The sequence below is a fragment of the Geminicoccus flavidas genome (assembly GCF_009806515.1).
GTDB lineage: Bacteria > Pseudomonadota > Alphaproteobacteria > Geminicoccales > Geminicoccaceae > Geminicoccus > Geminicoccus flavidus.
Window position 1 is genome coordinate 1 of record NZ_WUJP01000810.1, and the last position, 13,755, is coordinate 13,755.

The following is a 13,755-nucleotide window of genomic DNA, read 5'->3' on the forward strand; positions in this document are numbered from 1 at the left end:
GACCTGATCAGCGGCGGCGACGGCCACGACACGGCCACCGGCGGCAACGACCGCGACCGGATCTGGGGCGACCTCGGCAACGACACATTGTCCGGCGAGGCCGGCAACGACGACCTATACGGCGGCCTCGGCGACGACCGGATCGACGGCGGCAGCGGCAACGACTGGATCCTGCCGGGCGGCGGGGTCGAGCGGGTCACGGGCGGCTCCGGCGACGACCGGATCGAGATGCCGGACGAGCTGGAGCCCAGGATCCATGGCCGGATGATCCTGGCTGCGGGCTCGGGCAACGACGTGGGCGTCGGCGGCATCGACGGCGACCAGATGGACGGCGAGGCCGGCAACGACCGCCTGATCGCCGGCTTCGGCGCCGACCAGCTCCAGGGCGGCTCCGGCAACGACCAGCTCTGGGGCGACGACCATGACGACCGCCTCCAGGGTGGTGCCGGCGATGACGCGCTCCATGGCGGGGCCGGCGCCGACCTCCTGACCGGCAACGCCGGCAAGGACCTGTTCGCCTTCGACATGACCGACATCGACGGCCTGTACGACATCCCCGGGATGCACGACTTGTTCCTGGAGGACGTCGTCACCGACTTCACCCGGGGCGAGGACCGTCTGCATTTCAGCGTCCAGGTCACTTACGGCATCGACGACACCGTGTCCTATACCAGCCTCACCTTCGCAGAACTCGATTCCGATGGCAGCGGCACCGTCACCGCCGCCGATGAGGCCGTCTCGGTCACCGCCTTCACTCTGAACGGCGTCACCCGCCAGTCCATGGTGATCGACGCCGGCGAACTCGAACTTGGCTGGTCCGTCAGCGGCACCGTCACCCTATTCGGCGTCACCAGCCTCGGGAAGGCGGACCTGCTGGAATAGGGCTGTTAGTGGTCTGGTTGGAGGTCGGCTCACAGTTTGGACAAAGCGGGCGACTTCTGGTGTCCCTTATCGCCCTGCCCGCCGGAACCTCCTTCTTGTCGGGAGCGGCGAACGCCGGCTGCTCTCTAGCCATCTCGATCACTCTGCCAGTCACGAAAGCGAAGGTGCCGCAACGCCACATCGCAGAGCATCCTTGACATGGACAGAAGATTAATGTTGCGCAATCAGTCGGACTATGAAAGTGATATCACTTGGATCACCGATGATCGGTGCGCGACGTATGCCATGGCATGCAGTCGCTGTGTCTGCGTCAGCATAAATTGACCAGTATTGATCACGGTGCTGCAAGTCAATTGTCATCTGATATTGCGAGGTGGATCATGCCGACTTTCATCGGAACATCGAGAGATGATCGTCTCACTGGCACGGCATCTAAGGACACGATGTACGGCAGAGGCGGCAACGATGCTCTGTTTGGTGGCGGCAACAGCGATGTCGTCTTTGGTGAGGACGGCAACGACCGCATCTGGGGCCAGGACGGAGACGATCGGCTGTATGGCCAGCGCGGCAATGATCATCTCCAAGGCGGGAATGGCCAGGACCGCCTGTGGGGCGACATCGGCAACGACACGCTGCTCGGTGACGCCGGCAACGACGAGTTCCATGGCGGCGCCGGCAATGACGGGATCGGCATGGAGATCCGGGATGGCGAGATCTTTGGCTTTGCCATGGAGAGTGGTGACGACATTGCCTGGGGCGGCAGTGGTGACGACTGGATCCATGGCGGCCTGGGCAATGATCTCCTGCGTGGCGAAGCCGGCCGTGACGTCATCTATGGTGGCCATGGCACCGATCTGATCAGCGGTGGCGACGGCAACGACACCCTGCTCGGTGGTGGCCAGACCGGGGACGGCAGCCCCTATCGTGACCGGATCTGGGGTGATGCCGGCGACGACTTCATCTGGGGCAACGACGTCAACGACGACCTGTATGGCGGCATCGGCAACGACGACGTTTCCGGCTGGGGCGGCAATGATCGCCTCTGGGGCGATGCCGGCAATGACCTGATGGATGGGGGCGACGGAAGAGACGTCCTCTATGGTGGTGATGGCAATGACCATCTGACCGGTGGGGCAGGCAACGATACCCTCTATGGTGGCAACGGCAACGATACCTTCGAGGCAAGCAGGAAGGGTCTCTACGCCCACAACACCGAATCGGGCGACAACGTCTTCCATGGTCAAGGCGGCAAAGACCTGTTCGTCTACCAGACAACCACGATCCATTCAGAAGCTGATGGCACTGAGTATTTCGGCGCCGGCGACAACATCATCGCTGATTTCACAAGAGGACAAGACCGATTGCTGCTGAAGTCCTCGGAGATAAGCTACACCAGCGAAACCCAGAAAGACTTTCACGTGACGTTCAGTGGCCTGGATACGAACCGCGACGGCAAGGTGGCGGTGGGTGATGCCGGTATCTCGGTGGTGAACCTCCAGGTGGACGGGGAGACCCGCTCTTCCCTCGTCATCGATTTCAACAACATTGCTGCGGACTGGACACCCACCATTGATCTTGAGCAGAGACTGAGCCTTTTCGGCGTGACCTCGCTCGGCACGAGTGATTTTGTCTGAGGATCGCACGGCGGTCGGGCAGCATCCTTCTGGAGCCGTTAGCTCCTAAAGCCTGTTCCCATCTGCTACGTGGGGAGCAGCCGATGGGCGCCAACTTTAGGAGCTAATGAGCCCTGGCTAATCATCCACAGAAACCCACGTTCGTTTTGGATGGCACAGGCACCATCTATGTCATCACGATGGCGGAAATCAGGTGTTTTTGGTTCTTGGGGACGTTCTTTCATAGACATCTACGAACGAGAACATGGTTAAGATACGCCCTTCCAAGCAGGATGATCGCCCTGCCCTCTTCGAGATCTGGCGGAGCGCAGTCCGCGCGACTCATCATTTTCTGGCCGAACCTGACTTTCAGGCCATCGCGGTGCTGATGGCAGAACACTATCTAGCCAACACACAGTTGTGGGTTGTTGTTGATGAGCAAGATCGTCCCTTGGGCTTCATGGGGATGTCCGGTTCGCATATCGACAGCTTGTTCATCCATTCAACGCATAGAGGGAAGGGCCTTGGCACGATGATGTTCGACCATGCCAAGCGAATATCAAAAGTCTTGACAGTCGATGTAAATGAACAGAATGAACAAGCTACCGAATTCTACCGGCGGATGGGCTTCATTGACACAGGCCATTCTGATTTCGATGATGAAGGGCGGCCCTATCCACTACTACACATGAGGCTCCTGCAGGATGACCAAGTCATATAACGGTGTAGCAAGCAATTCTTGCAATGACGCTATGGAACTTGCTCTCTTGTAGGTAGTGCGTCGGCAGGCATCACTGTTGAACATGGCCAGGATCTAATAGTCTGAGTTGGTCGTCGGCTTACGGTTGGACAAAGTGGGCGAGGTAGCACCCTTAGTAGAGGAGGCTGTCATCGCTCGTGGCCTGAAGGCGCTTGCGCTTGAACTGAGGCGGCCGGACGGCGGAGCTGGCGACACTGGTCCTACGCCACAAGTGGGGCTTGGCGCTGGTAAGCGTGCTTGTGTCCCGAGCCGGAGGCCACCCATGTCGGCGTGGCCCGGGCAACTAGCTTCAACCGTCCGCCGGAGGCTCTGTGGCGCCGACGCCTTGCCCACATCGGTTGGAGGGCCTGTTCGGTGCGTCACGTTCGGGGGCACCAAGACAGAATGACGACGATACCGTGAAGCATCTGGTTGCACTCACGGTGGAAGCGATGCCGAGCAACGCCACCCACTGGAGCACGCAGTCGATCGCCAGACAGGCACGGGTGAGCCACACCACCGTGAGCCAGATCCGGCGGGCCTTTACGGCCGCACCAGGTCGGAACATTCAGGCTTTCGGCCGATCCCGCCTTCGTGGACAAGGTCCGCGACGTGGTCGGCCTGTATCTGAGCCCGCCCGACCGGGCCCTGTGCTGTGCGTCGACGAGAAACCGCAGCGTCAAGCGCTACGGCCGACGGCAGCAACCCTGCCAATGCGGCCCGGCCAGCCCGAGCACCCGATCCAAGAGGAACGGGCTGGATCCTGCTCCAGGACTCGATGCTATACTGCCCGATCGCCGTGCCGACCGGGCGGAGCACCATTGGTAGAACATGCCAATCTGCACGAACGAACCCGGGCGGACAAATTGCCTCTTAACTTCAATACCTTAGTAGGTGGCAGGCCAGCCTCCCGCCTCGGGTCCACCCACGCACACGTGACGGCCGGGCCGATCCCAGCGATGATCGCGCCCGTCTTTGGTCAGCCTGTCCGGAGCCCCTGCCTTGTCCCGTAGCGGCCGCTTCACCCATTGCGCCCATTGGGGTGCCTTCTATGCCGTGGTCGAGGACGGCCGGCTGGTCGATGCCCTGCCGTTCGAGGGCGATCCCACGCCTTCGCCGATCCTGTCCAACCTGCCGGAAGCGGTGCAGGGCCCGGCGCGTGTGCCCCAGCCCATGGTGCGCGAGGACTGGCTGAAGCGGCGCGGCGCCTCGCGGGAGACCCGCGGCACCGGGCGGTTTGTACCGGTCGGCTGGGACCAGGCGCTGGACCTGGTGGCGGAGGAGCTGGCCCGAGTGCGTGCCGAGCATGGCCCCGCCTCGGTTTATTCCGGCTCCTATGGCTGGTCGTCGGCCGGCCGCTTCCACCACGCCAAGAGCCAGCTCCAGCGCTTCATGAACCTGACCGGCGGCTCCACGGTCAGCATCCAGAACTACAGCTACGCCGCGGCCATCACCATCCTGCCCCATGTGGTCGGCAGCCTGGCCCCGGTGGGCGGGCCCCTGTCCAGCTGGGACGACCTCGCCGCCAACACCAGGCTGTTCGTCTGCTTCGGTGGCCTGCCGCTCAAGAACGCCCAGGTCGAGCCCGGCGGGATCGGCCACCACACCACCGAGACCTGGGTGCGCCGGATGCGCGAGGCCGGTGTCGAGTTCGTCAATATCGGCCCGCACCGCGCCGACCTGCCCTCCTGGACCGAGGCCGACTGGCTGCCGCTTCGGCCCAACACCGACTCCGCCCTGATCCTGGCGCTCTGCCAGACCCTGGTGAGCGAGAACCGCCACGACCAGGGCTTCCTCGACCGCTACTGCGCCGGGGCCGACCGGTTCCTGGCCTATCTCTCCGGGGAGAGCGACGGCATCGCCAAGACCCCGGAATGGGCAGCAGCCATCACCGGTGTGCCGGCCGACACGATCCGGGACCTCGCCCGCCGCATGGCGGGTACCCGAACCATGATCAACCTGGCCTGGGGCCTCCAGCGCGCCGACCATGGCGAGCAGCCCTATTGGGCGGCCGTGGCGCTGGCGGCGATGCTGGGCCAGATCGGCCTGCCGGGCGGCGGCTTCGCGTTCGGCTACAGCGCCATGGGCGGCAATGGCCAAAAGCGCCCCTCAAGTGGCCCGCCCACCCATTCCCAGGGCATCAACCCGATCGACAGCTGGATCCCGCTGGCGCGGATCTCCGACCTGCTGCTGAACCCGGGCGGCACCTACCAGTATGACGGCGAGACCCGCACCTATCCGGACATCCGCCTGGTCTACTGGTGCGGCGGCAACCCGTTCCACCACCACCAGGACCTGAATCGGCTGGTGCGTGCCTTCCGCTGCCCCGAGACCGTGGTGGTCAACGAGAGCTACTGGACCGCCACCGCGCGCCATGCCGACATCGTGCTGCCGGCCACTACCACGCTGGAGCGCAACGACATCGGCGGCTCGCGCCAGGACGACTTCCTGATCGCGATGCAGCAGGCGATCGACCCGGTGGGCGAGGCCCGCTCCGACTTCGCGATCTTCACCGGCCTGGCCGAGCGTGCCGGGGTGGCCGACGCCTTCACCGAGGGCCGGAACGAGATGGACTGGCTGCGCCTGCTCTACGAGCGCGGCCGCGCCCGCGACCGCAGCAACAGCCTGCCGGAGTTCGACCGGTTCTGGGAGCTGGGCCATGTGCGCCTGCCCGTGCCGGACCAACCCCACGTCCTGTTCGCCGACTTCCGCGCCGACCCGGAAGGGCGGCCGCTCAAGACCCCGTCCGGGCGGATCGAGCTGTTCTCTGAGAAGATCGCCGGCTTCGGCTATCCGGACTGCCCCGGCCATCCGGCTTGGCTGGCGCCGGTCGAATGGCTGGGCAGCTCCAAGGCGGAGCGCTTCCCGCTCCATCTGCTCTCGCCCCAGCCGGCCGGCCGGCTCCATTCCCAGCTGGACGGTGCCGGGGCCAGCCGGAAGAGCAAGATCCAGGGCCGCGAGCCCGTGCGGATGGCACCGGCCGATGCCGCGGCCCGCGACCTCAAGGACGGCGACATCGTGCGGATCTGGAACGAGCGCGGCCAGGTCCTGGCCGGGGTGATCGTCACGGACGACCTTATCCCGGGCGTGGTCCAGCTCGCCACCGGTGCCTGGTACGATCCGCAGGCCCCGTTCGGCCTGGACCTGCGCGGCAACGCCAACGTGCTGAGCCTGGACAAGGGCGCTTCCAGCCTGAGCCAGGCACCCAGCGCCCAGAGCTGCCTGGTCGAGATCGAGCGCTGGACCGGTCCTGTGCCGGAGCTCGGCCCGGACCAGCCGCCGGTCAGCCAGGCGGCGTAAGCTCGGCCGGCGTGATCTCGGTCGGGGGCTGGGCGACCAGCCGGATCCGGTCCGGGTCGTAGCCCAGCTCCTCTGCCCGGGCCAAGAGCTCGTCCATGAGGTGCTGGTCCGGCACCGGCACCCGGCTCAGGATCCAGAAATACTCCCGCTCCGGGTCGCCGACGATCGCCCAGCTATAGTCCGGCGCCCGGTCCAGCACCCAGTAGTTACCGGCGAACGGCCAGAAGAAGGTCACCTCGAGCTTCGCACCACGGGAACCGGGCACCACCTCGGCCGTCCCCTTGGCGGTCTCGACCTCGCCGTCCACCGCACCCTTGCGGCAGGTGTTGACCACCTGGACCTTGCCGTCGGGCTGGAGGCTGTAGTCGGCCGTCACTCCTTCGCAGTCGGTCTCGAACTCGTTCTCGTAGCGCGCCACTTCGTACCAGCGCCCCATGTAGCGCTCGAGCTCCACCTCGCGCGCCGGCTCCGGCACCGCGTTCTGCGCCGCCTCCTCACGCTGCAGCGGCGCACATCCGATGAGTACCAGCCCCACGAGCAGCCCGGCCGTGTGCCGTCCCTTGATCATCCTGCTTTCCCCCACCTGGCATCCTTCGAAGCGGCCCCGCCGCTCTCAGGTTCCAGCAGCAGGACCGGCGGATGGTCAGCCCTTGAAGACCTGCTGTCGGTGCCAGTCGAGAAAGGCCGGATGCGGCCATTGCCGTGGGTCGGCGGGCAGGCGGATGCCGCCGGTCCGGCCGGAACCAGCGCAGTGCCGCCTCGGGCACCCCGCTGCCCGCGACCAGGATGGAATGATCCGGTGCGATCGAGACGAGCCCACGGTCGAACATCCAGTGCACGGTCCCGCTGAGCGCGATCCCGTTGCGTACCTGATTCGAGCCATGCCACGGCAAGCCACCCTCGCCTCACTGCCCGATCCCGGCCGCCGCCGGCAGGATCACCTCGCCCAGCAGCCCGTGCAGCGCATCCAGATGGCCGTCGCCGCGCGGCCGGGGGCTCGGATCGGAGGTCATCACCACGGTCAACGCCAGGTCCGGCACCACGAACAGCATCTGCCCGCCATAGCCCCAGGCGAATCGAACGGGATGGCCTCTGACCTCGCGGCCGAACCAGCCATAGCCGTAGCCATCGCCGGTCCAGTTGGAGATCGTGCGCTCCTGCCAGGACTGGGCCACCCAGCCCTCAGGGAGGATCCGCTCGCCGCCGGCCATGCCGTCGTTGCGGTAAAGCTCGCCGAACGCCAGCAGGGCGCGCGGCGAGAGCGCCATGTTGTTGCCGCCCAGATAAATTCCCTGCGGGTCGCGGTCCCAGGCCGGGATGGTGATGTTCAGCGGCCGGCCCAGCCAAGAGCGCGCCAGGCTCAGCGTGCTCTCGCCGCTGGCCACGGTGAGGGCCGCGGACAAGAGATGCGAGGTGCCGGTGGAATAGACCATCCAGCCGCCGGGCTCGGTCTCGAACGGCCGGGTCAGGATATGGCGGACCCAGTTCGGGCTGTTCACCCAGGCGCCGTAATTGACGCCCGAGGTCGAGGCGAGCCCCGCCTGCATCGAGAGCAGGTGGCCGATCGTGATCTCCCCTACCCGCGGGTCGGCTTCTGCTGGGACCAGATTGCCCAGCACATCCACCAGCTTCTGCTCAGTGCCCTGGAGCACACTCTTGCCGATCGCAATCCCGGCCAGCGCGGTCATCACCGCCTTCGACACCGACTTGACGTTGACTGGCCGGTCGAGTGCTGGGCCGCGCAGGCGCTCCGCCAGCACGACCTCCCCCGCCCGCGCCACGATCAGCGCATGCAGGCGCGGGATCGCCTCTGCCCGCTGGCGGATTGCCTCGCCGGCCAAACCCGGCGGTGGCAGCGCGCGGCCCGGACGGGCCAAGGCCAGGGCCGGGGGCAGCAGCGCCAGCAGGGTCCGGCGGGGTGTCAGGAGCATCCGGGTCCTCGTGAAGGGCAGGCCACGGCAACAATCTTGGCGGCGCGACTGGCACGATCAACCACGAGGGCAGCGGGTCGTAGGACTGCCCACTAGGCGCAGCCCCGCCGGCCTCGCTATCAGGATGCCGGCCAAGCAGAAGGAGCCTGGATGGACACAGTCACGCAGATGCTGTTCGGCGCCACGGTGGCGCAGTCCGGCTTCCGCCGCCGGCTCGGCCGCAAGGCCATGGTGGCCGGCGCCCTGCTCGGCATGGTGCCGGACCTGGACGTGGTGGTGGGCTGGGTGGCCGGCCCGTTCGCCAACTGGCAGTACCATCGCAGCCTGACCCACTCGCTCCTGTTCGGCCCGCTGCTGGGGCCCCTGTTCGGTTGGCTGTTCTGGCGCCTGCACCGGGCGATGGTCCAGGAGCGGCCGGACGTGGCGAACCGCGACACGCTGCGCGCCTGGATCTGGCTGGCGATCCTGGCGCTGCTCACCCATCCGCTCATCGACCTGTTCACCAGCTACGGTACCCAGCTGCTCTGGCCGTTCACCGACTACCGGTTCGCGATCAATGCCATGCCGATCATCGACCCGCTCTACTCGCTGGTCCTGGTGGTGGCCCTGCTGTTCGGCTCCCTGCGCGCCCGGCCGGCGCTGGGCCAGGACGTGGCCGGGGCGGCGCTGCTGTTCATCGGCGTCTATTCCTGCATGGGCTGGGCGATCAACGATCGGGTCGAGCAGATCGCCACGGAACAGTTCGACGGCCCCGCCGAGATCGACGCCTTTCCGCTCCTGTTCCAGCCCTACTACCGCCGGGTAGTGGCGCTCACCCCCGAGGCCGCCCATGTCGGCTACTACTCGGTGCTCAACCCCAAGCCGATCGCATGGCAGAGCTTCCCGCAGGAGCGCTCGGCCGCCACCACGGCCGTGGCCGCCACCGAGCAGGCTGCCCTGTTCCGCTGGTTCGCCATGGACAAGCTGCTCTGGCGGGAGGAGCCGGATGGCAATGGCGGCAGGCTCGTCGAGGCCACCGACCTGCGCTACGGCCTGCAGGGCAATGCGGACATCGGCTTCTGGGGGATCCGTGCCAGGGTCGGCCCGAGCCAGGAGGTGCAGGGTCCGGTCGAGGTGTTCGCCATCCCCCGCGATTCCTCACGTGCCGCGTTCCGCCGGTTCTGGGCCGAGCTGACCGGCTGGTAACCCGCCTCGGCCAAGCGCCCGCGAGCGCCTCAGGCCGCCGCGTCGTACTGGACCTTCATCGTGCCCGATTTCAGCGGATGGGCGAGCTGCCGGGCGATTTCGGCCAGCGGCAGGCGATGCGAAACCAGCGCCTCCGCCTTCTGCCCCAGACCCTGCAGCACCGCCACCGCGTCCGGCAGGTTGAAGCAGAGCGAGTGGCTGCCAATCAGGGTCAGCTCGCGGCGGAAGATCTCGTAGGGGCTGAACGCCGCGCGGGCCGCCGGCGGGCAGACGCCGAAGAACAGGATGGTGGCACCGTCCCGGGCGAATGCCGGCATCCGGGCACAGACCTCGGCCACGCCCGTGCAGTCGACCACCAAGTCGAATCCGTCACCGAGCCCGGCCGGCTGGACGCTGGCCCCGTCCGCCGTGGCGGCGGCACCCAGTGCTTCGGCCTGGCGCAGCCGAGTCGCCTCCAGGTCGACCATGGTCACATCGGCGACCCCGCGCGCCTGCAGGCCCAGCATCATCATCAACCCGATCGGCCCGGCGCCGAACACCAGCGCGCGCATGCCGGGCTCGACCTTCGCCCGGTCGATGCCGTGCATCACGCAGGCGAACGGCTCGGCCAGCGCTGCGACATGGAAGGGCAGGTCGCCGATCGGGTGGACGTTCTGGGCCGCGACCGCCATCAGCGGGGCGAAGCCGCCATCGCGGGTGGCGCCATAGCCCTGCAGGTCGGCGCACAGGCTGGGCCGCCCGGTCCGGCAGGAGCGGCAGGTGCCGCACGGCAGGAGCGGATCGACCGCGACCCGGGCACCTGTCTGGACTCCCTGCACCCCCTCGCCCACCGCCACCACCGTGCCGGCGATCTCGTGGCCGGGGATCACCGGGAAGGCGCACAGGTAGCGGCCGTGCAAGATGTCGATATCGGTATGACACACGCCGGTATTGGCGACCCGGACGAGCACGCTACCCGGCCCGGGCTGCGGGTCGGGGACCTCCGTGACCCGCGCGTCGCCGATCTGCCTGAACAGCAGCGCTTCCATGCCTGCCGCCTCCCTTTCCCGCTTCGTTGTATCGTTTCACCACCGCCCTTGGCGGCAAGCCTTAGTCTCCGTCAAGATGGCGCCGCTTCGTCCACATAGCGCAGCAGCCCGCTGCCACCCTGGATGATGTCCTGGCGCATCGCCGTACGCGCCGCCTCGGGATCGCGCCGGTGCAGCGCCTCGATGATCCGCACATGCGGGTGAACGTCCCACTCCATCACTCCGTCATCGTAGAGATGCGAGAGGATCGGCCCGCAGCGCAGCCAGAGCGAGGTCACGAACTGATAGAGGATCGGCAGGCGGGCCATGGCGCACAGCTCCAGGTGGAACCGCTCGTTCAGCTCGACTGCGCGCTGAAAGCGCTCCTCGGCCAGGGCCTCCGGGATGCCGGCATGGATTTCCTCCAGCCGGGCGATCTCCGCGGGATCGGCGATCTCCGCGGCGCGCGCGGTCGACTTGCCCTCCAGTTCGGCGCGCAGGTCGCGCACCTCCAGGAGCCGGGCGCGATCCAGCCGCGGGACCACCGCAGTGCCGCGCTCGTCCAGTTCCAGGGCCTGCTCCGAGACCAGCCGCAGCAGCGCCTCGCGGACCGGAGTGGCACTCAGCCCCAGTTCCGCAGAAAGCGGCCTGAGCTGCAGCTTCTGACCCGGCCGCAGCCGGCTGCGCATCAGCGCCGTGCGGATCTCCAGATAGGCGCGATCGCTCAGGCTTTCCTTGGTGATGCGGGAGAAGCCGGCGCCGCTGGGCTCCCCCGGTTCCTCCGCGGCCTGCGGCCGGCTTGACATCCAACCGCCTCCCATGCAGTTACTTGTTATAACAAACTACAGATGACAACTAAGGGAGGCAACAGCCCATGACAAGAACAGCCGCCAGCACCGCCTGACCAGCACCCGCGGCGCCGGGTCGCCATGGCGCGGCCGGTCCGATCGATGACCTTCCGGGATCGATGATGCTTGCATTGAAGAAGACCGACGCAGCCTTCGGCCTGCACCTCCAGGACGTGCCGCCACCGGCCGAACCCGGCCCGGGCGAGGTGATCGTCGAGGTGGCGGCGGTGGGTGTGTGCGGCTCGGACATCCACGCCTATGAGTGGACGGCCGGCTACGAGTTCATGGTCCCGCACCTGCCGCTCACGCTGGGCCACGAGTTCGCCGGGCGGATCGCCAGGCTGGGGCCGGGCGTCACCGGCCTGGCAGAAGGCGACCCGATCACCGTGTGGCCGACCGTCGGCTGTGGTGCCTGCCGCGCCTGCCGGTCCGGCCGGCGGCAGGACTGCCAGGAGCGCCGGATCATCGGCCTGCACCGGGACGGCGGCTATGCCCGGGAGGTGACCGTGCCGGCCGATAGCTGCATCCGCCTGCCCGACGGCCTGGACCTGCGTTTGGCAGCATTGGCGGAGCCACTCTGTGTCGGCCAGAACGCCGTCGACGTTGCCGTGATCGAGCCCGGCGACGCCGTGCTGGTGCTGGGCCCGGGGCCGATCGGCCTGGGCATCGCCTGGCTGGCCCAACAGCAAGGTGCCGATCCGGTGATCCTGGCCGGCTATGACGACACGCTGCGCCTGGACTGCGGCCGCCGGATGGGTCTGCAGCACCTGGTCGACCTGAAGGAGGAGAAGCTGGGCGACGCGGTCATGCGCATCGCCGGCCGTCCGGTCGACCGGGTGATCGAGGCGACCGGGGCGATCCGCTCAATCCATGACGGCCTGAGCGTGCTGCGCTCCAGCGGCGTCCTGGTGGTGGCCGGCATCCACTCCGAACCGCTGCAGATCGACCTGACCCGGCTGGTCCGGGACAAGAAGCAGCTCCGCACCGCCCATGACAGCCATGCCGCCGCCTGGCCGCGCGTGCTGGACCATCTGGCCCGCCACGGCGACCAGCTCGGGCAGATGATCTCGCACCACCTGCCGCTCTCCGCGGCACTGGAAGGCTTCGAACTCGCCCGGCGCAAGCGGGCGATCAAGGTGATGCTCGAACCCTGAGTCGTCCAACCGCAAGAACTGCCGTCGCATCGACCAACGATCTGGGGAAGCCAGGAAATGGCGCTACGAATCCGACCCGCCCTGGGCATTCTCGCCGGGGCAGCACTGGGGCTCTTGGCCGGCACCGCGCAGGCCGACGTCAAGTTCGGCGCATTGTTCCCGTTCAGCGGCGAGCTGGCCCTGCTCGGCGACGAGAGCTGGCGCGGCGTTGAGCTCGCCGCCGAGGAGTTCAACGCCAAGGGCGGCATCAACGGCGAGAAGGTCCAGTTCCTGCGCGGCGACGCGGTCGACAACAACCAGGCGATCGCGGAAGCCCGCCGGCTGATCTCGGTGGAAGAGGTCAAGGCGATCTTCGGCACCTATTCCTCGTCGCGCTCGCAGGTGGCGAGCCAAGTCGCGGAGCTGGCCGGTATCCCCTATTTCGAGCTGGGTGCCGTCTCCGACGACATCACCGGCCGCGGCTTCCAGTATCTGTTCCGCACCAATCCCACCGCCAAGGCCATGGCGGTGCGGACCGTGGAGCTCATCACCGACGTGATCGCCCCGCGCCTGGAGGTGGATCCGTCCACGCTGAAGATCGCGATCATCCACGAGGACAGCCTCTACGGCACCACGGTCGCGGGCTTCCAGAACGAGTTCGGGGCTGAGGCGAACCTGAACATCGTCGAGACCCTGGCCTACCCCGCCAGCACGGTCGACCTGTCCTCCACCATCCTGCGCCTGCAGCAGAACGAGATCGATGTTGTCCTGCAGACGTCCTATCAGAACGACAGCGTGCTGTTCTTCCGCCAGTCCCATGAGGCGGGCTTCAAGCCCAAGGCGGTGATCGGCGGTGGCGGCGGCTATTCCCTGGTCGATACGGCCAAGGCAGTGGGCGCCGACATCATCGACGGCGCCTTCAACGCCGACGTGACTCAGTATGCGGTCAACCCGAAGGCCGCTCCCGGCATCGAGCAGTTCGTCCAGGCCTACGAGCAGAAGTACGGCAGCCAGCCACGCTCCGGCCACAGCCTGCTCCACTACACTGGCGCTAAGGTCATCCTGGAGGCGCTGGCCAAGGCCGAGTCCCTGGAGCCGGACGCGATCGTCGCGGCGG

Annotated in this window: 11 protein-coding genes and 1 pseudogene; 7 read left to right on the forward strand and 5 right to left on the reverse strand. The window is 67.0% G+C overall.

Annotation, left to right across the window (positions count from 1 at the left end; translation table 11 throughout):
- The 4 genes and pseudogenes from EQG76_RS23220 to EQG76_RS23235 form a co-directional block, all read left to right on the forward strand.
- A pseudogene (locus EQG76_RS23220) lies at positions 1-882 on the forward strand (hypothetical protein); the annotation flags it as partial.
- 380 nt (positions 883-1,262) lie between these two features.
- A complete protein-coding gene (locus EQG76_RS32995) occupies positions 1,263-2,516 on the forward strand; it encodes a calcium-binding protein (protein WP_159716724.1) in 1,254 nt (417 codons plus the stop codon).
- Between the two features lie 244 nt (positions 2,517-2,760).
- Positions 2,761-3,216: an acetyltransferase gene (locus tag EQG76_RS23230; RefSeq protein ID WP_159716726.1), complete on the forward strand. Its 456-nt coding sequence runs from the start codon at positions 2,761-2,763 to the stop codon at positions 3,214-3,216.
- Between the two features lie 1,020 nt (positions 3,217-4,236).
- Positions 4,237-6,534 carry a molybdopterin-dependent oxidoreductase gene (locus EQG76_RS23235; protein ID WP_159716728.1) on the forward strand — a complete coding sequence of 766 codons (2,298 nt, stop codon included), beginning with the start codon at positions 4,237-4,239 and terminating at the stop codon, positions 6,532-6,534.
- Here the strand turns inward: EQG76_RS23235 and EQG76_RS23240 are convergent.
- Genes EQG76_RS23240 through EQG76_RS23250 form a run of 3 tightly spaced genes read right to left on the reverse strand, consistent with a single transcriptional unit; the run spans position 6,518 to position 8,465 of the window.
- Positions 6,518-7,102: a lipocalin family protein gene (locus EQG76_RS23240; protein ID WP_159716730.1), complete on the reverse strand. Its 585-nt coding sequence runs from the start codon at positions 7,100-7,102 to the stop codon at positions 6,518-6,520. The genes EQG76_RS23235 and EQG76_RS23240 overlap by 17 nt on opposite strands.
- Entirely contained in the window at positions 7,029-7,427 is a 399-nt protein-coding gene (locus EQG76_RS33625; RefSeq protein WP_200841053.1) for an HNH endonuclease, read from the reverse strand. The genes EQG76_RS23240 and EQG76_RS33625 overlap by 74 nt, the downstream gene beginning before the upstream one ends.
- A 12-nt stretch (positions 7,428-7,439) precedes the next feature.
- Entirely contained in the window at positions 7,440-8,465 is a 1,026-nt protein-coding gene (locus EQG76_RS23250) for a serine hydrolase domain-containing protein (RefSeq protein WP_159716732.1), read from the reverse strand.
- A gap of 150 nt (positions 8,466-8,615) precedes the next feature.
- On the opposite strand from EQG76_RS23250, the gene EQG76_RS23255 reads away from it, so the two are divergent.
- Positions 8,616-9,650: a metal-dependent hydrolase gene (locus EQG76_RS23255; protein ID WP_159716734.1), complete on the forward strand. Its 1,035-nt coding sequence runs from the start codon at positions 8,616-8,618 to the stop codon at positions 9,648-9,650.
- 29 nt (positions 9,651-9,679) lie between these two features.
- Here the strand turns inward: EQG76_RS23255 and EQG76_RS23260 are convergent, their stop codons facing one another.
- Both EQG76_RS23260 and EQG76_RS23265 read right to left on the reverse strand, forming a co-directional pair.
- The gene (locus EQG76_RS23260) at positions 9,680-10,678 is read right to left on the reverse strand and encodes a zinc-dependent alcohol dehydrogenase family protein (RefSeq protein WP_159716736.1); all 999 of its coding nucleotides are present in this window, start codon (positions 10,676-10,678) and stop codon (positions 9,680-9,682) included.
- A gap of 71 nt (positions 10,679-10,749) precedes the next feature.
- Positions 10,750-11,463: a GntR family transcriptional regulator gene (locus tag EQG76_RS23265; RefSeq protein WP_159716738.1), complete on the reverse strand. Its 714-nt coding sequence runs from the start codon at positions 11,461-11,463 to the stop codon at positions 10,750-10,752.
- Positions 11,464-11,627: 164 nt separating this feature from the next.
- Here EQG76_RS23265 and EQG76_RS23270 point away from each other — a divergent pair, with 164 nt between their 5' ends.
- Both EQG76_RS23270 and EQG76_RS23275 read left to right on the forward strand, forming a co-directional pair.
- Positions 11,628-12,659: a zinc-dependent alcohol dehydrogenase gene (locus tag EQG76_RS23270; protein WP_159716740.1), complete on the forward strand. Its 1,032-nt coding sequence runs from the start codon at positions 11,628-11,630 to the stop codon at positions 12,657-12,659.
- 57 nt (positions 12,660-12,716) lie between these two features.
- Positions 12,717-13,755, forward strand: a 1,039-nt coding sequence (locus EQG76_RS23275) for an ABC transporter substrate-binding protein (RefSeq protein ID WP_159716742.1), incomplete at its 3' end; no start/stop codon positions are given.

Excerpts from the sequence above, each read along its gene's own strand:
- EQG76_RS23240 (WP_159716730.1), bottom strand. The coding sequence starts at position 7,102 with ATGATCAAGGGACGGCACACGGCCGGGCTGCTCGTGGGGCTGGTACTC.
- EQG76_RS23265 (WP_159716738.1), bottom strand. The coding sequence starts at position 11,463 with ATGTCAAGCCGGCCGCAGGCCGCGGAGGAACCGGGGGAGCCCAGCGGC.
- EQG76_RS32995 (WP_159716724.1), top strand. The coding sequence starts at position 1,263 with ATGCCGACTTTCATCGGAACATCGAGAGATGATCGTCTCACTGGCACG.
- EQG76_RS23270 (WP_159716740.1), top strand. The coding sequence starts at position 11,628 with ATGCTTGCATTGAAGAAGACCGACGCAGCCTTCGGCCTGCACCTCCAG.
- EQG76_RS23230 (WP_159716726.1), top strand. The coding sequence starts at position 2,761 with ATGGTTAAGATACGCCCTTCCAAGCAGGATGATCGCCCTGCCCTCTTC.
- EQG76_RS23260 (WP_159716736.1), bottom strand. The coding sequence starts at position 10,678 with ATGGAAGCGCTGCTGTTCAGGCAGATCGGCGACGCGCGGGTCACGGAG.
- EQG76_RS23255 (WP_159716734.1), top strand. The coding sequence starts at position 8,616 with ATGGACACAGTCACGCAGATGCTGTTCGGCGCCACGGTGGCGCAGTCC.
- EQG76_RS23250 (WP_159716732.1), bottom strand. The coding sequence starts at position 8,465 with ATGCTCCTGACACCCCGCCGGACCCTGCTGGCGCTGCTGCCCCCGGCC.